General features: G+C 34.1%; 24 protein-coding genes and 2 tRNA genes. 14 read left to right on the top strand and 12 right to left on the bottom strand.

What is annotated here, in order from left to right; all coding sequences use genetic code 11:
• From SUSAZ_06760 to SUSAZ_06740, 5 genes are read left to right on the top strand one after another with little or no spacing between them, the layout of a single operon-like run.
• Positions 1-1,179, top strand: coding sequence for a threonine synthase (locus SUSAZ_06760; GenBank protein ID AHC51670.1), 1,179 nt, complete (start codon positions 1-3; stop codon positions 1,177-1,179).
• The gene (locus SUSAZ_06755; protein AHC51669.1) at positions 1,179-2,519 is read left to right on the top strand and encodes an aspartate kinase; all 1,341 of its coding nucleotides are present in this window, start codon (positions 1,179-1,181) and stop codon (positions 2,517-2,519) included. The genes SUSAZ_06760 and SUSAZ_06755 overlap by 1 nt, the downstream gene beginning before the upstream one ends.
• A complete protein-coding gene (locus SUSAZ_06750; GenBank protein ID AHC51668.1) occupies positions 2,504-3,556 on the top strand; it encodes an aspartate-semialdehyde dehydrogenase in 1,053 nt (350 codons plus the stop codon). Before SUSAZ_06755 ends, SUSAZ_06750 begins: the two co-directional genes overlap by 16 nt.
• On the top strand, positions 3,553-4,224 hold the full coding sequence (locus SUSAZ_06745; protein ID AHC51667.1) for a phosphoesterase: 672 nt from the start codon (positions 3,553-3,555) through the stop codon (positions 4,222-4,224). The genes SUSAZ_06750 and SUSAZ_06745 overlap by 4 nt, the downstream gene beginning before the upstream one ends.
• Positions 4,205-5,410, top strand: coding sequence for a hypothetical protein (locus tag SUSAZ_06740; protein ID AHC51666.1), 1,206 nt, complete (start codon positions 4,205-4,207; stop codon positions 5,408-5,410). The genes SUSAZ_06745 and SUSAZ_06740 overlap by 20 nt, the downstream gene beginning before the upstream one ends.
• Here SUSAZ_06740 and SUSAZ_06735 read toward each other — a convergent pair.
• Positions 5,403-6,323, bottom strand: coding sequence for an ornithine carbamoyltransferase (locus SUSAZ_06735; protein AHC51665.1), 921 nt, complete (start codon positions 6,321-6,323; stop codon positions 5,403-5,405). The genes SUSAZ_06740 and SUSAZ_06735 overlap by 8 nt on opposite strands.
• A gap of 32 nt (positions 6,324-6,355) precedes the next feature.
• On the opposite strand from SUSAZ_06735, the gene SUSAZ_06730 reads away from it, so the two are divergent.
• The 5 genes from SUSAZ_06730 (at position 6,356) to SUSAZ_06710 (ending at position 10,236) form a co-directional block, all read left to right on the top strand.
• Positions 6,356-6,976, top strand: a complete 621-nt coding sequence (locus tag SUSAZ_06730) for a hypothetical protein (GenBank protein ID AHC51664.1) — start codon at positions 6,356-6,358, stop codon at positions 6,974-6,976.
• Positions 6,973-8,055, top strand: a complete 1,083-nt coding sequence (locus tag SUSAZ_06725; protein AHC51663.1) for an ATP-NAD kinase — start codon at positions 6,973-6,975, stop codon at positions 8,053-8,055. Before SUSAZ_06730 ends, SUSAZ_06725 begins: the two co-directional genes overlap by 4 nt.
• 73 nt (positions 8,056-8,128) lie before the next feature.
• Positions 8,129-8,848 carry a replication initiator protein WhiP, Cdt1-like protein gene (locus tag SUSAZ_06720; GenBank protein AHC51662.1) on the top strand — a complete coding sequence of 240 codons (720 nt, stop codon included), beginning with the start codon at positions 8,129-8,131 and terminating at the stop codon, positions 8,846-8,848.
• A gap of 193 nt (positions 8,849-9,041) precedes the next feature.
• A complete protein-coding gene (locus tag SUSAZ_06715; GenBank protein ID AHC51661.1) occupies positions 9,042-9,374 on the top strand; it encodes a hypothetical protein in 333 nt (110 codons plus the stop codon).
• 40 nt (positions 9,375-9,414) lie between these two features.
• Positions 9,415-10,236, top strand: a complete 822-nt coding sequence (locus SUSAZ_06710; protein AHC51660.1) for a hypothetical protein — start codon at positions 9,415-9,417, stop codon at positions 10,234-10,236.
• Here SUSAZ_06710 and SUSAZ_06705 read toward each other — a convergent pair.
• Positions 10,163-10,903 carry a hypothetical protein gene (locus tag SUSAZ_06705; GenBank protein ID AHC52530.1) on the bottom strand — a complete coding sequence of 247 codons (741 nt, stop codon included), beginning with the start codon at positions 10,901-10,903 and terminating at the stop codon, positions 10,163-10,165. The two genes, SUSAZ_06710 and SUSAZ_06705, sit on opposite strands and share 74 nt — an antisense overlap.
• A gap of 123 nt (positions 10,904-11,026) precedes the next feature.
• Between SUSAZ_06705 and SUSAZ_06700 the strand changes: the two genes are divergently transcribed.
• On the top strand, positions 11,027-12,703 hold the full coding sequence (locus SUSAZ_06700; protein AHC51659.1) for a thermosome subunit: 1,677 nt from the start codon (positions 11,027-11,029) through the stop codon (positions 12,701-12,703).
• 35 nt (positions 12,704-12,738) lie between these two features.
• Here SUSAZ_06700 and SUSAZ_06695 read toward each other — a convergent pair whose 3' ends face one another.
• The gene (locus tag SUSAZ_06695; protein ID AHC51658.1) at positions 12,739-13,083 is read right to left on the bottom strand and encodes a hypothetical protein; all 345 of its coding nucleotides are present in this window, start codon (positions 13,081-13,083) and stop codon (positions 12,739-12,741) included.
• 135 nt (positions 13,084-13,218) lie between these two features.
• Here SUSAZ_06695 and SUSAZ_06690 point away from each other — a divergent pair, with 135 nt between their 5' ends.
• Positions 13,219-13,533, top strand: a complete 315-nt coding sequence (locus SUSAZ_06690; protein ID AHC51657.1) for a hypothetical protein — start codon at positions 13,219-13,221, stop codon at positions 13,531-13,533.
• Here the strand turns inward: SUSAZ_06690 and SUSAZ_06685 are convergent.
• Positions 13,525-13,914 (bottom strand): hypothetical protein, encoded by a 390-nt coding sequence (locus SUSAZ_06685; GenBank protein AHC51656.1) that lies wholly within the window; start codon positions 13,912-13,914, stop codon positions 13,525-13,527. The genes SUSAZ_06690 and SUSAZ_06685 overlap by 9 nt on opposite strands.
• On the bottom strand, positions 13,901-14,098 hold the full coding sequence (locus SUSAZ_06680) for a hypothetical protein (GenBank protein AHC51655.1): 198 nt from the start codon (positions 14,096-14,098) through the stop codon (positions 13,901-13,903). The genes SUSAZ_06685 and SUSAZ_06680 overlap by 14 nt, the downstream gene beginning before the upstream one ends.
• A 53-nt stretch (positions 14,099-14,151) precedes the next feature.
• Here SUSAZ_06680 and SUSAZ_06675 point away from each other — a divergent pair, with 53 nt between their 5' ends.
• Positions 14,152-16,008: an arginyl-tRNA synthetase gene (locus SUSAZ_06675; protein AHC51654.1), complete on the top strand. Its 1,857-nt coding sequence runs from the start codon at positions 14,152-14,154 to the stop codon at positions 16,006-16,008.
• Positions 16,009-16,548: 540 nt separating this feature from the next.
• On the opposite strand, the gene SUSAZ_06670 is transcribed toward SUSAZ_06675, so the two are convergent.
• Both SUSAZ_06670 and SUSAZ_06665 read right to left on the bottom strand, forming a co-directional pair.
• Positions 16,549-16,623: transfer RNA gene (locus SUSAZ_06670), tRNA-Arg, on the bottom strand.
• Positions 16,624-16,752: 129 nt separating this feature from the next.
• Complete coding sequence (locus SUSAZ_06665) at positions 16,753-17,736, bottom strand: alcohol dehydrogenase (GenBank protein ID AHC51653.1); 984 nt, start codon at positions 17,734-17,736, stop codon at positions 16,753-16,755.
• A 167-nt stretch (positions 17,737-17,903) separates the two neighbouring features.
• Here SUSAZ_06665 and SUSAZ_06660 point away from each other — a divergent pair.
• Positions 17,904-17,994, top strand: a tRNA-Thr gene (locus SUSAZ_06660).
• Here the strand turns inward: SUSAZ_06660 and SUSAZ_06655 are convergent.
• The 5 genes from SUSAZ_06655 to SUSAZ_06635 all read right to left on the bottom strand — a co-directional run bounded on the left by SUSAZ_06655 (position 17,994) and on the right by SUSAZ_06635 (position 22,649).
• A complete protein-coding gene (locus tag SUSAZ_06655) occupies positions 17,994-18,125 on the bottom strand; it encodes a hypothetical protein (protein AHC51652.1) in 132 nt (43 codons plus the stop codon). The genes SUSAZ_06660 and SUSAZ_06655 overlap by 1 nt on opposite strands.
• A gap of 69 nt (positions 18,126-18,194) precedes the next feature.
• A complete protein-coding gene (locus SUSAZ_06650; GenBank protein AHC51651.1) occupies positions 18,195-19,364 on the bottom strand; it encodes a hypothetical protein in 1,170 nt (389 codons plus the stop codon).
• Complete coding sequence (locus SUSAZ_06645) at positions 19,365-20,804, bottom strand: Fe-S cluster assembly protein SufB (protein AHC51650.1); 1,440 nt, start codon at positions 20,802-20,804, stop codon at positions 19,365-19,367.
• A gap of 70 nt (positions 20,805-20,874) precedes the next feature.
• Entirely contained in the window at positions 20,875-21,621 is a 747-nt protein-coding gene (locus SUSAZ_06640; GenBank protein AHC51649.1) for an iron ABC transporter ATP-binding protein, read from the bottom strand.
• Between the two features lie 26 nt (positions 21,622-21,647).
• A complete protein-coding gene (locus tag SUSAZ_06635; GenBank protein AHC51648.1) occupies positions 21,648-22,649 on the bottom strand; it encodes an AbrB family transcriptional regulator in 1,002 nt (333 codons plus the stop codon).
• Between the last annotated feature and the right edge of the window lie 21 nt (positions 22,650-22,670).

Here is a 22,670-nt window from a genome sequence, read left to right as displayed (position 1 = left end):
ATGAAATGTTTAGACTGTGGGTATGAGTTAAGTGAATTAAGACAAGACATAATAACTTGCCCCTCATGTGGAGGATTATTAGAGATAAAAATTGAGTTCCCTAGTGAGTTTGACCTTAGAAAATTAAAGGGAAGAGGAGTATGGAGATATAAAGATGTTATAGCAGGGGAATATGATAAAATTGTAACCTTAGATGAGGGCAATACACCCTTAATAAAATCCAGAAAATACGGTCAGACATATTTCAAGTTTGAAGGAGCAAATCCCACAGGAAGTTTTAAAGATAGAGGAATGACAGTAGCGATTAGTTCTGCATTATCTCTAAATTATAAAATAGTTGTTGCGGCTTCTACAGGAAATACTGCAGCATCAGCAGCCGCCTATTCAAGCAGAGCGGGTTTAAAGAGTTTCATAGTTTTACCTAAAGGAAAAGTAGCATTAGGAAAGTTAGCACAGTCTATATTGTATGGTACTGTAATAATAGAAGTTGACGGAAGCTTCGATATAGCAATGAATAGTGTTATGAAACTTTATAGAGACCACAAAATAGTTTACCCACTAAACTCGTTTAATCCCTGGAGATTAGAAGGTCAAAAAACTATAGCATATGAGATAGTGGAAGACATAGGAGTCCCTGATAATGTAATAGTACCAGTAGGGAATGCTGGAAATATTTATGCGATATGGAAAGGATTTAATGAACTCCTAGAAGAAGGCTTAATAGATAAAGTTCCTAGAATGATAGGAATACAAGCGGAAGGTGCGGCCCCAATAGCTAAGGCACTAGAAAAAGGACTTGAGCAACCAGAATTCGTAGACTCCCCTGATACGATAGCTTCAGCAATAAGAATAGGTAAACCGGTTAATTGGAAAAAAGCCATAAAAGCAATGAAGTCAAGTAAAGGATTCGCAGTGTATGTATCTGATAACGAGATTATAACTGCTCAACAAGAATTGGCTAGAAGAGAGGGAGTAGGGGCTGAACCTGCATCTGCTGCAGCATATGCTGGATATTTGAAGCTCTTGTCATCAAAGAAGATAGAAGAAAATGAGAAAAGCGTTGTAATTCTAACAGGACATGCCCTAAAAGATCCGGATATAATGATAAAAGCAGAAACTAAACGTATTCTGGTGAATCCTGAACATATAGATCAAGTTATTTTAGGTGATCAAATATGATAAAAGTAATAAAAATTGGTGGTTCAATCCAGAAGGACGAAAAAGATTATGAATTGATAGCTGACAAAATCTCCAAATACAGTGACGAGAACAGAACCCTAATTGTAACTTCAGCAATTAAGGGAGTTACAGATCAACTTACTTCAGTAATAAATGAGACTGATAAAGCAGTTGATAAGGTCACAGAAATATATGATAAACACATAAAACTCTTGTCAAAGCTAGTTGATGGAATTGAATTTGAAAAGGCATTTAGAGATATATCAAGGCTGGTAGACGAATTATATAGAATAGCATGGTCAATAAGGGTATTAGATGAAGCCACACCTAGGGTAAAAGATTATATTCTATCTTTCGGAGAAAGATTAGCAGTAATTCTTCTATCTTCATTTTTAAGAACCAGAAGGTTTAGCGTAAATAACTTAATAGAACCGCCAATAGTTACCGACGAGAATTATAGTGAGGCAAATGTGTTATTAGAAGACTCTAAGGAGTTATTGTCTAAAAAATTGGAAGAAAGTCAACAAAAAATAGTTGTGTTACCTGGCTTTATAGGTAAAAGTAAGAATAACAGATATACTACGATTGGTAGAGGAGGAAGCGACTATACGGCAACATTGATTGGAAAGCTAGTAGATGCAAAGGAAGTAAGATTGGTTACAGAAGTTCCAGGGATAATGACTGCAGATCCTAGAAAAATTAGTAATTCAGTAACTATACAAAGATTATCATTGGAAGAGGCAATAGAATTATCACAGCTGGGTGCTAAGAAACTACATCCTAGAACATTTGATCCTCTTTTTGATGCTAACATGAAAGTAATTATTGAAGGACTTTATGAAGAAGGATGTACTATTATAGAAGGGTTATGCACAAGTAAAGATGGATTAAAGGGAATTACAACTAAAGAAGGCTTAAGTCTTATAACTATTGAAAGTACCAGAATAGTAGGAAAAATAGGTTCTGCATCAACAATAACATCAGAAGCCAAAAATGCAAACGTAAACATTATAGCTCTTTCCCAGCCTGCTTCTGAAACCACTATACAATTTGTAGTTGATCAGAAGGATCAGAAAAAATTCGTAGAAAGACTTAGTCAATTATCAGGTTTAATTAAGAATATAGAACTATCTGAGGTAGGTGCAGTAAGCATAGTGGGGTGTGGGTTAAGAAATAAAGAAATTTCGAGTAAAGTGTTGTCAAAAGCATCATCATATAATCCAATATTTGTATCAAGAGGTTTGAAAGGAGTAAGTATAACATTTATAGTAGACAAAAAAGAATTAGATAGCATTTCAAAAGAACTTCATGAGGTGGTAGTAAATTGGTCGATAAATTAAAAGTGTCACTACTTGGCTCGACTGGAATGGTAGGACAAAAGATGGTAAAAATACTTGCAAGCCATCCTTACTTAGAGTTAGTTAAAGTAAGTGCCTCGCCTAACAAAGTTGGTAAAAGATATCAAGATTCTGTAAAGTGGATAGAAACAGGCGATATACCAGAAAACATAAGGAATCTTCCAGTTGTCTCAACTAGTTATGAAGATCACAAAGACGTAGATGTAGTATTATCTGCATTACCAAATGATATAGCTGAAGGAGCAGAGCTGGAATTGGTTAAAAACGGAAAGATAGTTATATCTAACGCAAGCCCCTATAGAATGGATTCAGACGTGCCTCTCATTAACCCAGAAGTTAATTGGGAACATCTAGAACTTCTTAAAGCACAACAACAGAGAAAAGGATGGAAGGGATTTTTAATTAAAAACCCAAACTGCACCGCAGCAATTCTATCAATGCCCATAAAGCCACTACTAGAAATAGCAACAAAATCTAAGATTTTAATCACAACTTTGCAGTCTGTAAGTGGTGCTGGATATAATGGCTTATCCTTTATGGCAATGGATGGAAACGTGATTCCTTATATTAAAGGGGAGGAGGATAAAATAGCCAAAGAGTTAACTAAACTGAACGGCAAAGTAATTAACCAAAAGTTAGAACTAGCAAATTTAGACGTTACAGCGACCACCATAAGAGTTCCAATAAAGGTCGGTCACATGGGTGTCATAAACCTAATTACAGATCAAAAAGTTAGTATTGAGGAAATTAAGTATGCTCTTAAAAATTTCAAATCTTTACCACAACAAAAAAGACTCCCTACTGCTCCAAAAACACCATTAATAATAAGAGAAGAAGAGGATAGACCCCAACCTATGATAGATGTGATAGCAGAAAATGGTATGGCAGTTTCAGTAGGTAGAGTGAGATATGAAAATAACGTGTTAAGGCTGGTTATTCTAGGTGACAACTTAATAAGAGGAGCAGCAGGGATTACAGTATTAACAGTTGAGCTTATGAAAGAGCTGGGCTATATATGAAAATTGATTTTCATGTACACTCTTTTTTTAGTGATGGAAGAGAATCACCCCTAAATATAATAAAATATGCTTTAAGAATTGGCTTAGATGCTATAGCACTAACTGACCACGACACCTCTAAGGGTTATTATACAGTTAAAGATTATCCAGTTATACCAGGACAGGAAGTTACTACAGAATTCGGACATGTTGTAATTTTATGTAATTTTCCTCCTTCTCCACCTAGAGAAATAGCAAAATTAGTAGATTACGCAAAGGATAATAACTGTATAGTCTTTCCATCCCATCCTTTCGATATATTTAGAGCAGGCATAGGAAAACAGGTTTACGAATATAAGTTTAATGCAATTGAAGTGTATAACTCCAAGGCACCTAAAAATGCCAATGATAAGGCATTAGCGGTATCTAAAAATTTGAACCTGCCTGGTCTTGCAAACAGTGATGCCCATGTCATACAGGCATTAGGCTCGGCATATAATTATTTCAAAGATATATCAGAGTTCAATATTGATAACATACTAGAGCATATAAGAAAGAGCAAAATAGAAATTAGTCCTTTAGGTTTGAACATAAAAGCTAAGATTAAGATTATTGAATGGAGTATTTTGAGGAAACTAAAAATTGCCAAAAATACCAGCAGAGTTATGTATCAAGTGCAAGGGACATAAATATTTATGTGGCTTATCAATATGTCCAATACTTGAAAGGTTCAAAAATGTAACAAGTACTGTAAGTAAAATAATAATCAATAATAAAATAGAGGGATCTACGCCCCCTAGCATTTTAATTGGAGAAAAAAATTACCCGAAAGTATCTCTGATTTATAATATACCACCTGGCGTTATAGGAGAAGAAGCGAAAGATTACGAGAATCCAGAGGGCTGGTGGGCAAGAAAGAGCCTTAATGACATAATATCAATAAGAAGTTCCCTAATTTCAACAATATTAGGCGGGCTAAATGTTAGAGACCCGTACAAATTATACGAAAAGGAAATATCTCTAGCTGGAATATCTGAAAAACCTGTAGTTTCAGAAACAGATAGTTCTGGGAAAATAGTTCCTAAACTTAAATTTGATGGTATTTTAATACCCAGAGGACCATCTCTTACTGTTCAGTCAATAAAAGTCAGTGAAAATCCTAAAGTGCCCAGAACAATTCAAAAACTTATATTTGATGACCTTAAAGCAGAAGAAAGCGTAATTAAGCTTTACTTAGACAATGAAAACTACTATAGGATTATAAGTGCTTTCTCTCTTGGTTTTCTAGGACTTAAAAGAAACAGGAAATTAGTGCCGACAAGGTGGAGCATAACAGCAGTAGATCAGATTGTAGGCAATTATCTTTTAGATAATATTAGAACTCTAGACACAATAGATAATGTAGAGTACTATTATGGATCTTATTTAGGCAATTATTTTCATATAATTCTGTATCCTTCTTCACATAACTCCACTTGGATAGAAATATGGCACCCATTATCTTTATGGACCACGGAATTAATTATAAGCGAATTATCTGAGAATTACTGGGGTGAATATGACTCTCTAGATGGTGGATACATTGCAGCTAGATTTTCAGTAATAGAAAAACTATATAAGAGAAGAAGACAAGCTGGTATTATAATAATAAGGGAGATAACTAAAGACTACTTTGCACCAGTAGGTAATTGGCACATAAGAGAGACTGTAAAAAGAGCATTAGAAAATAAACCCAAAACCTTTGATACGATAGAAGAGTCATTAAAGTACGTAAACACAAACCTGAAAGCTAATGATAAAATCAACTTATTGGGTCTTAAGAGTATAAAGAAAATAATTGGTCAAAGAAGAATAGATGAGTTTCTTTTTAAATAAATAGAGAAAGCGCAGCCATAGCAGTATAAAGTCTGTTCTCAGCCTGATCCCATACAGCACTTTGATGACCGTCTATTACATCATCCTCGACTTCCTCACCTCTAACTGCAGGTAAGCAATGCATAAAAATTGCGTCTTTACTGGCATATCTCATTAAATCTCTGGTTACTTTGTAGTCTTTCAACTTCTTTTTCTTCTCTTCTGCTATACTCTCCTGCCCCATACTTACCCATACATCCGTATAAACCACCTTCACTCCCCTTACAGCCTCATAAGGATCTTCATAAAACTCTATGATCGCACCACTTTTTTCACTCTCTTCTTCTATTCTACGCCATATCTCTTGCTTTGGTCTAAACTCCTTTGGACTAGCTACCCTTAATTCTAAGCCCATCTTAGACACAAACTCCATAAGGCTTGTTAGTACGTTGTCCGCTCCATCTCCTATAAATGCCATGTTTGTGTACGTACCAAATCTCTCTTTGACAGTCATAAAATCAGTTAGCGCTTGTAAGGGATGGGATAGATCACTCAACAGATTTATGACAGGCTTCTGAGAATATTTTGATAATATTTCAAGGCTATTATGATTTAAAACTCGTGCTCCTATGCCATCCACATATCTTCCTAGAACTCTAGCAGTATCTTCTACAGTTTCTCCTCTTCCTAGTTGAATATCTGATTTAGACAAGACTATACTAGTACCCCCAAGAAGCTTTACAGCTAACTCAGTACTTATTCTGGTCCTAGTACTCGGCTTCTCAAAAATTAGAGCTATCTTTTTATTTTCTAAAGTTTTAGGAACATTGTTTAAATTAACAGAGCTCTTCATGGAGAATGATAGATTTATAATACTTTCTATCTCATAATTCGAGAAATCCAACAACGTTAGTAGGCTTTTACCCTTTAACATATTTTTATTTTTAAATACGCTACTATAAAAACGTGGAAGAAATAATATCGCTTTTGAAGGTTATTGAACCAAAGAAGGGAAACAGACCTAACTTCGATGAAGCCCACGTGCTAATAGCTTTGGATACCATAAATAAACATCAGCCAATTGGAAGACAATTATTAACGCGTATGTTGTCCCTGTCAGAAGCATCCATAAGAACCATGATAAGAAGACTGAGAGAACTTGAATTTGTGGAGGTGGATAGAGTTGCTGGGATATTTATCACAGATAAGGGTAAAAAACTTTTAGAATATTTACATAAAAGAACAGTTATACTAGAAAATGTTATGATATATAGTATACAATGGAAAGTAAATGGCGTTGTAATCCTAAATGGCATGAACATACTAAACAAAATAGGAATTTTGGATCTCAGAGACAATTTAATTAAATTAGGTGCGTCTAAAATATTAATTGCAGTCAAAAATGATAATCAAATTGAATTACCACCTAAAACATTTGATGAAAGTGAAGAAATCAAGAGATTAAAAACAGAGCTAGTAGAGAAATTTTCAAATATTCCCAGTAATTCATTAATTATTCTTTTTGAACCACAAGATATACATTTAGCATATAAGATAATTTTTACACTACTCAATATACACCTATGAACGAAACAATTTGTTTACTAGTGAACCCTGTAGCAGGAAGCGGAGGAAGAATAGGACATAAGGGTAGTGACGATTTAAGGTTTTATAATCCAGAGATACACTCAAAAATGGAAAGATTCCTTTCTACAATACCAAAACAGGTTAAATTTATAGTACCTCCTGGAATTATGGGTGAAGTCTTTCTTAAAAAACACGACTTTAAATTTAGTGTGATAAATATCCACATAGGCGATCCCACAACAAGACAAAATACTATCGAAGCTTCAAAGATGTTTTTAGAACTAGAATGCAAAATAATTGTGTTTGCCGGTGGAGACGGTACAGCTAGAGACATATACAGTGTTGTAAAGGACAAAAAGCTACTACTTGGTATACCTACAGGTGTAAAGATGCATAGTGGGATTTTCGCTAATACACCAGAAGATGCAGGGCACTTAATTAGAGAGCTAATTAATGAAAGAGTGGAAATAGTTAATGCTGAGATATTGGATATAGACGAAGAACAATATCGAAAAGGAAAGTACGATGTGAAGTTATACGGTTATGCTAAAACCATATCTTTTTCTACGTATTTAACACCTAGTAAGACAGAAATATACTCAGAACAGGAGGAATTAAACGAGATAACAGACTATCTATTGGATAATGTATTTCAGAACCATCCGGAGGCAGTTTTCATAATAGGTCCAGGTTCTACAACTAAGTACATTATGAAGAGGTTAGGTTATGAGACAAATTTCCTTTGTACAGACGTAGTAATTCGGAATAAACTGATAGGAAGTTGTGTTAGTTATAATGATCTGTTAAGTTTAACCGGGGAGTTAAAACTTATAGTTACACCTATTGGTGGTCAAGGATTTTTGCTGGGTAGAGGAAATCAAGAGATAGGACCAGGAGTGTTAAAGAGAGTAAATAAGGATGATATAATAGTGATCTCCTCAAGAAGAAAATTACAAACATTTGAGTGTTTGAGGATAGATACAGGGGATCCCGAAGTAGATAAGAAGTTCTTAGGGATATATAAAGTAATAATTGGTTATAACGAATTTAAACCTATTAAAATATGTAATATTACCTAATTAGAAGATTTTGGAAATACTCATGGAGTATAATTTGGAGTATATTATATTTTAGTTTGCATAATAGTAACTGATGCCCAAAGAAGATAGCGAGATTGACATCACAACGATTGAAGAGAAGATCCTTAAGAGCGGTCCTAGGTCTAAACTTATGGAAGCTGTGATGATACTCCTTCTCGCCAGACCCCTCAGAACTTCAGAGATTGCCACAAATCTGAACCTTGATACCAAATACGTAAGTAGTTATCTGAGTTATTGGAGGAAAAAAGGTCTTGTATATCAGGAAGCGGGAAGATGGCACTTGTCAAGAATAGGGGAAGATTTAGCTAAAGAGATCTTAGAGAGTAAAAACAACACTAAATTTACTGAATATCTTGCAATAGCGAAAGAATTATACAATGAAAAGGTTAAACAGACAATAAATGACAAAACAAAGAAAAAAGATAACAAGGATAGAAAAGAATTTTTGTCGTTTATTGACCAACAAACCAGTCAAGATATAAATAAACGACAAAATAAGGAACCTGAGGTTTGTATCGAAGAAGTACTAGAAAAATTAGACGCAGATGAGAAAGATTTGGTCTCTTTCTTATTGAAGAAATATAAAGAGTGGGGAGCTACTTATGTATATTTAGATCAACTTCAAGAAGAATATGGAGCTGATAGTGGTTGGTTATTCAGAGTTTTAAGAAAATTACAAACTAAAAGAATTCTCTATTTGTATCATGATCCTAAATTGGGTCTCAGGATAGGTTTTACACAGTCCTTAAAAGATAAGTTAAATGAGTGTTAAAACACTTATTTTGCTACCATAATATCTTCTACTACAACTCAAGTTTAAACCACGTTACTTTATGCTAATAAGCTTAAAACTTTATACAAACTCTGGAAATAGTTTTTATACCATCTACCAAAATACTTTTAGTAGTTGTAGTAGTAATCTATTTTACTGTTTGCATAAAATTAATCCTATTGTGGTGGAAAGTTTGACAAGCTCAACAAGATCCTCAAAAATATCTGAAGATGAGATGAATAAGGTATTGGCAAAAGCCGAGAAAGAAGCTGAAAAGAAAGATCATAAAAAACAATGGATCGAAAAAATGATAAAAAGTGCAAAAACTTACCATAAATTATGTCCACATTACGACAGGAAGTCCAGTATTTGCTTCCTAACTCTAGGCGGTGCCAAATGCACTAGAGAAGGTAGATTTGAAAATTGTCCTGTATTTATAGAAGATTTGGAGAAAAAATATAATGACATAGTATCAAAAGGTAAAATGCTTCCGATGGATTATCTTGATTTATCACATACAGTTTAAAAGATGTTTTTAAATAATCAGGAATAACATAGGGGATAAATTGCCTAAACGTAAAAAACAGGAAGAGGAGAAGAGTAAGGAGAATAGTGCAGAGGAGGAAAAAACTAAATCTACTAAGAAAAAATCCACTAAGGAGAAGTACGTAAATCCTTTAGAACTATTAGACGAATATTTAGATGAGGTCATAAACTCATTAGGAATAGCATATCTTAACCTAGATAGAGAAGGTTTCAAAGAGTTAATTAAGGAACCATTTTCCGCAGCTGTTGGGGAGGTAAAAAGTAAGCCTAAATCAAGGACTATAATCAATAGGTTATTAGCCAATAAAGAAGCATTAATGGAATTCCTTGCAGTCAAATTACTAAGGGTAGTCAATCCTGAAAAACTTACTAATGACCAGCTGGACTTTGTCGTATTCAATATAAAGTCTGCAATTAAGGATTTAGGACCATGGCTATATGAGAAGTGCAACCATTTGAACAGGAAAGACTTAGAAGATATTTTGAGGTCAACATGGGCTACTTATGGAATTAACTCCCCGGTTAAATGTCCAAAATGTGGATTTAATTCAATAATGCCAGATTTATCTTGTTATATTTGTAAATCAGTAATCTCAATGAAACAATTAAAGGAAATAATAGGAGTAATTTCAGTTCTCCAGGATTATTATGAATTTGATAAGGAGGGATTTAGGGAAATTCTTACAAAGGGATACTTCTATTACAGCTGGGATGGAGTGATTCCTCCAGGTAAATCGAAAAGTTCAGATTTATCTCTAGTGTTTGAGGTTATTTTAAATAAAGATGAGAAGGAGAAGCTAAATAAGTTTTACACCGCTCACAATATTCCTGCCCAGAGTTGATATAAGCCCCGCAGTTCTTACATTTATTATCAGTCCTAAACAGATTGATCGTATTAAAGTATGTATGAAAGAGTTCATAATTTTCTCTCAACTGCTGGTTAACCCAATCAAATATAGTATTGAAGAGTTCATCCTTAAATTTGATTTTATTATAATCAATTTTGGAGAAACATTCTATCTCTTGAATAGGAGTCGAATATAGTGGTATGAATATGATTGTTGTATCAATTATACTGTAGGGGTTGAACAAGCTCAGATAAGAGTAATCAGATATAGATATTGATTCTAACATATATGCCAAGAAAAAGTTAGATGTAAAAGGAAGAACCTTTATTTTATAATCTGATAATTTTTTACTTTCCAAAAGCAAATTCCAGATATACTCATTTATATAATTATAATTCGAAATCGAAATTTCGACTTTTTCTATCTTTAAGTTTACTCTATAAAACGCTTTACCTATTATTGATTCAACTATATCAGATATTTGCTGGAGCGGTTCTGGGCTTATTATAGCTACACGGTCATTGTAATTAAAGAGTTTAGATTGATGCATCTCTTTCCTTACTCTTTTTACTATTTCGTCCTTTCCGCACATAGAACATAGTTTTCTTCCACCAATAACTGTGAAGTACTCCCTCTTTCCACATCTCTGGCATAAATCCATACTAAGCCTTATCTCTTTTGAAAGTCAAAAATTTATGTGTAAACAGCGATATATTCTTGAAACTACTTAAGAGAAAAATTTATATATAACCGATTCTAATGCAAACCAGAAACGGTGTCTCAAATGGCTGGTCCAGTTCTCCTATTTAAGGAGGGTACTTCAAGAAGCAGTGGTAGAGATGCTTTAAGGAATAACATTTTAGCTGCTGTAACTTTAGCCGAAATGTTAAAGAGTAGCTTAGGACCTAGAGGCTTAGACAAAATGTTGATAGACAGTTTTGGAGATGTGACTATAACTAACGATGGTGCAACTATAGTCAAAGAAATGGAAATTCAGCATCCTGCAGCAAAATTACTAGTAGAGGCAGCAAAGGCTCAGGATGCTGAAGTGGGAGATGGTACAACATCTGCAGTAGTATTGGCAGGTTTATTGTTAGATAAGGCAGAGGAACTTTTAGAGCAGAATGTTCATCCAACCATAGTCATAGATGGTTATAAGAAAGCTTTGACTAAGGCTTTGGAAATCATTGACCAATTATCTCTAAAAATAGACGTAAATGACTTAAGTTCTCCCAATGCAAAGGCTCAATTAAAGAAGATTGTATCAACTACAATGTCCAGCAAGTTCATAGCTGGAGGAGCAGAGGAAATAGATAAAATAATTGATCTTGTGATAGATGCAATCACTATAATTGCAGAGAAGAGACCAGACGGCACATATAATGTACCTCTTGACTTAATAAAGATTGATAAGAAGAAAGGAGGAAGTATTGAGGATAGTATTTTAGTTCATGGTCTTGTCCTAGACAAAGAAGTAGTACATGCAGGAATGCCAAGAAGAGTAGAAAAGGCAAAAATTGCTGTATTAGATGCAGCTTTAGAGGTTGAAAAGCCAGAAATATCTGCAAAAATCAGCATAACTAGTCCTGAGCAGATAAAGTCTTTCCTTGACGAAGAGGCTAGATATCTCAAGGAGATGGTAGACAAGCTAGCTTCAATTGGAGCAAATGTAGTCATCTGCCAGAAAGGAATTGATGATGTAGCCCAGCACTTCCTTGCAAAGAAGGGAATATTAGCTGTTAGAAGAGTTAAGAGGAGTGACATAGAGAAATTAGAAAAAGCATTAGGAGCTAGAATTATTAGTAGTATTAAGGATGCTACACCAGAGGATTTAGGATATGCTGAACTAGTTGAAGAAAGAAGAATAGGAAATGACAAGATGGTATTTATTGAAGGTGCAAAGAATCCAAGAGCTGTCAACATCTTATTGAGGGGATCCAACGATATGGCTTTAGACGAAGCAGAAAGGAGTCTTAATGATGCCCTACATTCATTAAGAAATGTTCTAATGAAGCCAATGATAGTTGCAGGTGGCGGTGCAGTTGAGTCAGAGTTAGCCTTGAGGCTAAGAGAGTATGCAAGATCTGTTGGTGGCAAAGAGCAGTTAGCCATAGAGAAATTTGCTGAAGCATTAGAAGAAATTCCTATGATATTAGCTGAAACAGCAGGAATGGAACCTATTCAGGCTTTAATGGATCTAAGAGCTAGACATGCAAAAGGATTAGTGAATTCTGGTATTGATGCAGTTAATGGTAAGATTGTGGATGATATGATGAAGATTAACGTAATAGAACCAGTGAGAGTAAAATCTCAGGTACTAAAGAGTGCTGTAGAGGCTGCTACTGCAATATTGAAGATCGATGATTTAGTAGCTGCATCTGCACTGAAGACTGAAAAAGGTAAGAAAGAAGGTGGAGAGGGAGCAGGAGCAGAAACTCCTGGCGCACCTTCATTAGAGTAAATATGGTATATTATTATTTTTTATTTTACATTCTCTCATTTATACATCATAAGTTGATTTGTTTCTTCACCAGAATAACCATCTAATTCTTCAAGTATTTTGTTAACTGCATCTTTTATTTTCTGATTATTATAACTTTCATTTACTATAAGAAGTAATTTTTTAGATAAGTTCACACCTATAATGAAAACTAGGTTGATAAAATCTGGACTGAGCAAATAATCGGCTAATTTTTCTGGTTCTCCTCCATAAGAGGAAAAATTGTATTTAGCCTCTGCTTTAGCAAGTAGTTTCCTAGCCTCATCTAATCTTTTTACATCCAGTGTAGTAGGTGTTAAAACTTTTGTGACTATATGCCTTAAGAAGTCGGGCTCTCCCAATTATGTCGCCTAATATATGTAATTTTATATTGTCATATATAAGTTGTAATTAGTAATGTCTTTTCACTCTTCATGAATACTTTTAAGGTATATAGATTATAATTCATATTGTAAAAAGTAAGAGAGTGTAGGTTCATGTCGTCTATGAGTAGAAGAGGTAAAAAAGCATCAAGTAAGGCTGAAGACGACAAAATATTAACTAATGTGGAACGAAAACTAAAAGTTCTTTATTCAGACAAAGAAGTTGTTGTAATGACAGCCCCAAATGAAGAGGAGTTAAAAGAAATAATATTAGATTTACTTAAGGATAAGCCAATGAACTTGAAGGAACTTCATTCTGCTTTATCTGGAATTGCTAGCGAAGATAAGATAAGGAAAGCCTTATCTGATTTAGCGGAAAAAAATATGGTTACCCTAATGGAAGACGGAAAGTATGCTAAGTTAGGCTAAGTTTCTAAAGGGACAATCTTCCCACTCTTTATTACATAAAACTGCTTGTGATATGGTTAAGACTCTTCCCAGAACTTTACAATGCGCAACTAATCCCTTTTCTGTTCTAACTAACTGAAAATATTTACACTCACTATCCAATGGAGTATCCAATATGTTTATCTTATTATAAAACGAGATTTCTTGTTCTATTTGACTATCCTCTATTACATACTTGTTTAGCCCTTCTTCACTGTCTTCGTCCCTCGCCACATAATACCTGCATGATCTAAAATTACCCATACACCTGTTAGAACTGGTCACAGAGTCTGTAGGACTATCAAGTATAGGTGATGTACAGTAGCTATTTTTAAAGTATGGGCATATATTACGTTTCTGCAACCTCTCTCACTATTACATGAACACCTAACAGGTTATTATTTTCCTCATAGCTAGGAATGGTTATTCTATTTATGACAATGTTATCTACATCATTTATTTTATCTAATATTTCTCTAACCACATTTTCATCGATTTTAGCACTATTTATTATATTATTTACTATTAATATTTCAGCCCTTTTCATGATTAGTAAGTTAGAATAAAAAAAGATATAAACACAGTGGCTTATGCACAGTTGTGAATCCTATAAGAAGTGTAAAAGAGGAATTTTGTGAAATTGTTGCTAATGGATTGGGTATTAGCAAAGATGCAATATTTAAAACCATAGAATATCCTCCTAGGGAGGAATTAGGAGATATATCATTACCCTTACCCTCATTAAAACTAAATGTTAGAACCGAAGTAACGTTTTCCCGTGGAAAATTAATAAAAGAGGTAAGAAAAACAGGAATATATGTAAATGCCTTTATCGACGAGAAGGAACTATTCAAATTACTCTTCACTGAAATGCAGGATAATTACGGAGTGGAAAAAACTGAGAATCCAAAAAGAATTGTAGTGGAACACACTAGTGCTAATCCTATACATCCTTTACATATAGGTCATCTGAGAAATTCAATATTAGGTGATACGATATCAAGAATGCTTAAGATAAGAGGGCATGATGTAAATAGAAGATTTTATGTTAATGATGCGGGAAGACAAGTTGCAATACTAACATTAGGATATATTCTTTTAGGTGAACCTGAGCCATCACCCAAAGTTGATCATTGGTTTGGGCTAATCTACTCTATCACGAATGTTATAATAGAAATAAGGGAATTAAAAGAGGAACTTAAGAAAGATTTAGATCCTGATACTTATAAAGATAAAATAAACAGGCTTGATGAACTTGTAGCTACTGCTCAATCATTAAGAGAAAGAAACCCTGAATTCTTTGATAAATTAGCAGATGCAATAAACTCAATTCCTGATGTAGAAAGTGAAATCCAAAAAATTATAAAGAGTTATGAGAAAGGCGATGATCCGAAAATTAAGCAGATTGTGAGAAAGATCGTTAATTTAAATTTGGACGGATTTAGGGAAAGTCTCGATAAGTTAGAAATCAGTTTTGATGTATATGATTACGAAAGTGAGTTATTATGGAGTGGTATGGTAGACGAGGTTTTGAGTAAGGCATTCCAAATTGCTAAAGACTATAAGGGAACTAAGGCTCTCGAACTCGAAGATATTAACGAGAAAATAAAGGAAATTCTTAACATACCGAAAGGTTTGAAATTACCACCATTAGTTTTAACTAGATCAGACGGAACATCATTGTACACAACTAGGGACATTGCATATACTGTGAAAAAATTCTCGGATTTCAAAGCAGATACTGTAATTAACGTGATAGCTGAACAACAATCAATTCCTCAGATGCAATTACGAGCATCACTTTACCTTTTAGGATATGAGAGATTAGCCCAAAATTTGGTACATTACTCGTATGGTATGGTAAATCTTCAAGGTATGAGAATGAGCGGAAGATTAGGGAGATTTATTTCATTAGACGATGTAATTGAAAAGGTAAGCGAAGTAGCAAAAAAGAAAATTGAGGAGAAGTCTGGCGATATATCTAATTTGAGAGATATAGTTAATTCAGCGATAAGATACGCAATATTATCTGTTGCTTCAAATAAACCTGTAACATTTAATATTAATAACATAGTAGATTTTGAACAGAACAGCGGCCCATATCTCCAATATACCTATGCTAGAGCTTACAATATATTAGCTAAAAATCAGGACGAAATAAAACTCAATGATGCAGATTTGTCAGATTTAATTGGAGATAAAAGACGTCTTCTCTTGCTAATAGCAAGATTTCCAGAGACTTTTAATAAAGCCATAGATGAATTAAGACCTGAAGATCTAATTGACTTTCTAAGAAGAACAGCTGATGTCTTTAATAGATGGTATAATTTTGAAAGAGTACTACAAGAGCCTGATTATAGGAAAAGGATTACAAGACTATTTATTGTTAAGGGAATTGAGAGGGTATTATATAATGGTCTTAATCCATTAGGGATAAAGCCTCTCAGTAGGATGTAAAAAATTCGAATTAAAACTATATTTTTCCTAATATTACAGAAAGTGAGACGTTAGATTATACTTTTTGATTCGTGGAACAAGATAATAAGTTATGAAGAGGAAGTTTGCGTACTATTAATTTCTAAATAATGAGTCACGAGTTTGTAAAATTTTGGTATTTTACGAGGTTTTTACTCCCCAGTTCACTCAATAAAATTGTAATGGTTACTGTGCATATTTTTAGTATTTTTAGTATTACTAATGAGTAGTTTTTAACGCCAACTTTCAACTCCACACTTGATCTTGTAACTTTTTACGCGTTACCAAATACTTATAAACGCTAATTGGTAACCATAATACGGAACGTGAAAATGGCGAATAAAAAGCCTCGTTATAAATATGACGACTATATTATACGTGAAATAAAAGAGCGGTATTATATGTGTAAGGTAGAGAATGTGTGCTGTGACATAAGGAAAACTTACGTTGGTCCCTTAATTGACGTCGCCGAGAGTTAAATCAAATTGAAAGATGGATTTGGGGATGTTGGTATCCCCACAACGGACCCGCCGGGATTTGAACCCGGGACCACTGGCTCCGAAGGCCAGCGCTCTGTCCTGGCTGAGCTACGGGTCCATAAACTAACATTTCCTTAAGACTTTATATAAACTTTGTACTTAGATCGTTCATAAAATAAGAGTTGTCAGAAATTTGATTTTTTATGGTTCAGAAAGAAGAACAGTAAAAAAGTTTGTAGGTTTATATTTAAGAGATTTTAATCATTGATCTGCCATCTCTATTTTTCATAATACTTGCAAGGGCTTCTTTACCATCTTCAAGATTATATACCTTAGATACCTTTACTTTGCAGTCTTTACATAACGAGATAAGTTCTGCCATTTCTTTTCTGCTTCCTCCAGTAGTTCCTATTAACTTTTGGTGCTTTCCATATAGTTCTGAGATATTTATTTTTCCTTCAAATCCCGTAAGTCCACCGAAGAACACTAGTCTACCATTCACTCCTAGTACTTTTAGGCTTAAGTCCCATACTGACGTTCCAACAGAATTAATTACTACATCAGCTAATTTCCCACCTGTTAAATCTTTAATCTTATTTTCAGCATTTTCGTAGTCGATAACATAATCAGCAAAATCCTTAACCCACTGTTTTCTGCTTACAGCTATTGTTATGGCACCCATCTTTCTAGCTAATTGTAATGCAAATTGTCCTGTGTTACCTGAGGCTCCAAATACTACTACAACATCTGTTGGTTTAACGTTTGCTTCCTTTAATGCATGATAAGAGGTCAAAGCTGCAACGGGTAGACTTGCAGCTACTTCATCAGGTAAGTTAACTTTAAATACGTTCTTTTCTGGTACAGCAAAATATTCTGAGAATCCACCATTTGTTATAACACTAATTATTCCACCATTTCTACATAACATTTCCATCCCGGCAAGGCAGAAGTCACACTCTCCATCAAATACTCTATTATATACTACTACTTTGTCTCCTGGCTTTACTGATTTAGCATGTTCTCCTACTTTTACGATTTCTCCGTAAATTTCTGCTCCTGGAATATGTGGTAGTGGCTCTACTGGTATTCCCTCCACAACGAAGTAATCTATAGGGTTTACTCCTGTCATTTTAACTCTTATTAATACATCATGTGCACCTATCTCAGGTTCTTTCATATTCCCAAATTTTAGGTTATTTAAACCACTCTTTTCGAAGAATAACGCTTTCATGTCAGATATAATCATTAACGCTTTAGTAAAAAAGGAATTAAGTTACCTTTTAGTAATTAACTTTTAATTTTAAAATAGATAGAAAATGATTTCTGCTTAATATAATCCTTTTCATATGGTGTTAACAAGGAATAAAACTTTAAATCCGTTAAAGACTATTTTTATTTGCCGCCGTAGCTCAGCACGGCCAGAGCGCTGGCCTTGTAAGGATGGCTTCAGGACAGCCAGTGGTCCCGGGTTCAAATCCCGGCGGCGGCTTACTTCCTGTCTTTTAAATACCTTATTAGTGCTTCTCTTATAATTTCGCTTCTACTAGATTTAGAGTTTATAGCGTAAAGATCTAGCTCTTGTAGTAGATCTTCATCTACTTTAAATGTGATTACTCTCATCATAAATCGAGTATTACCATCTCAAATGGTTATATATTAAAAATATGTCCACAAATGAAAATAGAGAGACTAGACTGAAACTAATATCTTACGCTCCGTAAGTATTTCATTAATGAGATCGACAAGGAATTTAGGATCATTCTCGTCAATCATAAACCCTTTTATTATGAGAGACTCAGCTTCCTTTCTGCTAAATCCTCTAGATTCCAAATAGAATATTAAATCTTCAGGAACTTTAGATATAGATGCCGAATGTTTAGCCATTTGTACTTTTCCTGTCTTAACTTCTAACATAGGTGCTACTATTGCCTTTGAATCTTTCCCTATGGTATAGGCTTTTCCAATTATTGATGTGGAGGAGTCAATTCCGCTTTCACTTATTATTGCATTTCCTCTAACTATAACTAGGGAGTTATCTGTAGAAATTCCTCTGAGAGTTCCTTCACTTCTACTCTGGACTCCTAGGTGATTTACAGCAACTCTAATATCTACATTATTATCCTCTATGCCTATTGCCCTTGATGAAAATGTGGACTGAGCCTTTTCGTCTAAATCAACATAATAATCTATATGAGTTAGCTTAGTTTTAGATGAAAATATATTCGCATTTATTGTTCCCTTAACTAATCCTTTTGTATAAATGAAGGAATGGGCTGAAAGAGAAATTATGGACAAGTTAAGAGTAGAGTTTTGGGGTACTACAAACGAAATCAAACTTGAAGTCATTGAGTTCTGATCATCGGTTTCACTAAAGTACACTACATCAACATTTTCACCTTCAGGGATCTTTAGCTCTATATTAGCTGGTATTAATGAGTTACTGGATGAATTATGGTAAATTAGTAATTTTCTAGGTGTGATTGCAGATAGATCAATTACTGTCTTTTTAGATAGTGCAAGGACTAAACTTACTAACTTATGCTCATCAGCTTTTATTAGAGCATTCTCCGGCTTATCTTCTATCTTTATAAATCCATCTAATTTTGTGGCTTGAGGTATAGTTAGGATTTTATACTCCTGGTCTAAGATAGATTTAGAAGGTTCTTTAATATTAATATCTTTTATTTCTAAATTTAATGCTTCAAGTCTATTCCAGTCAGTGTAATGCTTCAAAGAAGGAGAGTCATTTATTCTCTGGTATGGCATTGTAAGAAACTGTGAAAGAAGTCTTTCTCTTTCGCTTCTATTTTCTAATTTAGAAATGTAATTTTGTGCAGAAGAAAAATCAATTAAGCCCATTTAAGCCACTGCACCTAGCTTATCAAGTTCTAGCTTAATAACTTTATTCAGCATTGTAGCATATTCGAAAGGCATCTCCTTCATTATTTCGTCAATAAATCCTAGAACTAACATTGATACAGCTTCCTTCTCGTCTATCCCCCTTGTCATCAAGTAAAACAGCTGATCCTCATTCATTCTGAATGTATGAGCCTCATGGGCTACATCAGCATCTTCCTCGAATACTTGATTATGAGGGAATGTGTAGGCTTTTGTCTTTTCATCTAACATCAATGAATCACATTTTACAAATGCTTTAGAGCCTACTGCTCCCTTATTAACTCTAATTAGTCCTCTGTATACATTAAGACCTCCTCTGAAACCTATATTTTTACTAACTACTTTACTCTTAGTGTATGGTGCTGCATGGATCATTTTTGAGCCACTATCTTTCCACTCACCTTCTCCGCTTGTGAATGTTACTACTAAGCTAGTTGAGGATGCTCCTTTACCTCTCAATATCGTGGATGGGTATACAAAACTATATCTAGAACCTAAGGAACCCTCAACCCATTCTACTGTTGAGTTTTCATCAGCCCATGCCCTCTTATTGTTGAAATTGATTATGTCTTTACTCCAGTTTTGAATAGTTGTAAATTTAATGTAGGCATTTTTCTTTGCATATAATTCAACCATTCCATCATGGAATGAGAATTTCTTTAGCTGTGGTGCACTACAACCTTCAATGAAGTGAATGTATGATCCTTCATCAGCTATAAGCAAAGTATGCTCAAATTGACCTTCCATCTCTCCACCTATTATGAAAAATCCCTCAACTGGCATTGTTATTTTTACTCCCTTTGGTACATACACAAATACTCCTCCACTCCATAAAGCACCATGAAGTGCAGCAAACTTATGATCTGATACGGGGAATATTCTTGTAAAGTACTCTTTTACGATATCTGGATATTTCTGAACAGCCTCCTCAGGTGGCATCATAATTACGCCTTTTTTCTGTAACTCTTTCTTTACATTACTGTAAATAGGTTCTGATTCAAATGTAGCTACTAGACCTCCTAAATATTTTTGTTCAGACTGAGGTACTCCTATTTGTTCATAATATTGTCTAATTTCTGGTGGGATTTGTGACCAGTCTGAAGTTCTCTCTACATCTGGTTTAACATAAATCTCCATTTTGGAGATATCTAATGCTGATAAGAAATCTGGTAACCAGTTAGGTGTTGGGATTTTCTCAAATAACTCAAGGCTTTTGAGCCTTAGTCTAAGCATCCATTCAGGCTCTTTTTTAACTTTTGATATTTCAGCTATTACATCTTTACTTAAGCCTGACTGTACAACTCTTTTATGAAATTCTTGCTGAGATATTTGATTATGCTTAGCTTCTATGGCAGCATTAATTATCTCGTTCAAGTCAACGGATATTTTTTCTTCTGGCAATTGAATTACCCAATATAAACTCTGTTAAAGATAACATTTAAACTTAGTCATCAATATTTTATGAATAGTTTTATAAAAACTGTTTTAGAGCTCCTTCGTAACCTTTCTCATCGACTAATTTTGCTAATTCCATACCTCCGCTTCTGACTATTTTACCGTTGTACAGTATATGTACTTTATCTGCATTTAGATGCTCCAATATTCTTCTGTAATGAGTTATTATCAAGAAGCCAGTATTTGATTCAGACTTTAATTTTAATATGGCATCTGAAATGGCTTTAAGCCCATCCACATCTACACCAGAGTCGGGTTCATCAAGTATGGCTATTTTCGGTTTTATTAATAACATCTGTAGAATTTCTGTCCTCTTCTTTTCTCCTCCACTAAAGCCATCAAATATTCCCCTATTAAGTAGAGAGTCATTAACTCCTACTGACTTGCTGACTTCTTTTATCTGTTTGATAATCATTTGAGGTTGCGCTGTTGAACTATGCATTCTGGAATACTCTGCTATTAATAAAGTTGATAGTTTAACCCCACTAATTTCTATAGGATTCTGGAAGGCAAGAAATATGCCTTTTCGTGCTTTTTCGAAGGTCTCTAGGCTGGTTATATCCTCATTATCAAGTAATATTTTGCCTTGAGTTATTTTATATTTAGGATGACCCATTAATGCTAAGGAAAGTGAAGTTTTTCCACTTCCATTAGGTCCCATTAATACATGTATTTCTCCTGACTTTATTTCCATGTCTATTCCTTTTAGTATTTTTTTACCTTCAACTTCAACATGTATGTCCTCTATTTTTAACATGACCATTTCTCCGTCACCTGTTTATATTTGTTTTATGAGTTAAAATTTCTCTCTATCCAAGGAGCGTCCTCCAAGAATATGGAACAAGAGGAGTTATTTAAAGCTTCTTCAAGGTTAAATATAAGATCTTCAAAATAATTTCTAATTAAATTATCTTTTATATCCAATCTTTCATATTTTTGTTTAAGCTGATTTATTAATGTATAACCATTCGAAATTCTCTTAATACTGGGGAAAAGTATGCTCATAATGATCTCGTCAAAAAGATCATTAGTCTCCCTGAACATATCAATTAAAGTTTTAGCTTGTTCTTGTGGAAGTGAAATCTGGTTATGTTTGATTTCATCATGCAATTTGGATATAATTCTGTAGACTCTCATCATTATTGTAGAATTGATTGCTATTATGAAGTTCCTTACTTTATCCCTTTCTGCCATATATTTATTCCCTATACTTCTTCTCAGTAGCATGAGGTATACTCTTCTTAAATCTTCTAATGTTTGTTGAACCTCTGTGCTCTGTTGCACTCTTAAATATTCAATTATTTCATCTACTTTCTTAGAAATAATATTTAATATTCTTCTAAGTAATGTCTCTAAACCAAGTTTTTCAGTATCAAGTAAGCAATCTAATCTTATTAGGTTATTATTGTTCTCTGCGACTTCAATTCCTACTAGATTCTTAGACAAAGTAATTACATTTTCAATCTCTTTTGGATCTAGGTTTTTCTTAGTCGTAAATAACATTTCGTCATATCCCAAAATGTAGAGAGAGGGTATGGCGTTTACTATACTTTGTTTATAATTATCCACGTCAATTTTAATGCTCTTTTTAGTGTAGGTATTTTTCACCTTTTCCGCAACGAGTCTGAGACCTCCATCCTCGGAAATTTCTATAATAATTTTATCACCAGGTTTTACTCCCCATTTATTGATCCACTTCTTGGGTAAAGTTATAAAGAGTGAAGATGAACCTAATCTTTGTACCTTTCTAGTCTCTACGTCTTTAGAAAATCTTCCAGCTCCTTCACTCAAAACCAGCTCACTGTTTATCCT

The sequence above is a fragment of the Sulfolobus acidocaldarius SUSAZ genome (assembly GCA_000508305.1).
Lineage (GTDB): Archaea > Thermoproteota > Thermoprotei_A > Sulfolobales > Sulfolobaceae > Sulfolobus > Sulfolobus acidocaldarius_A.
This window is presented reverse-complemented; position numbering and strand designations above follow the sequence as displayed.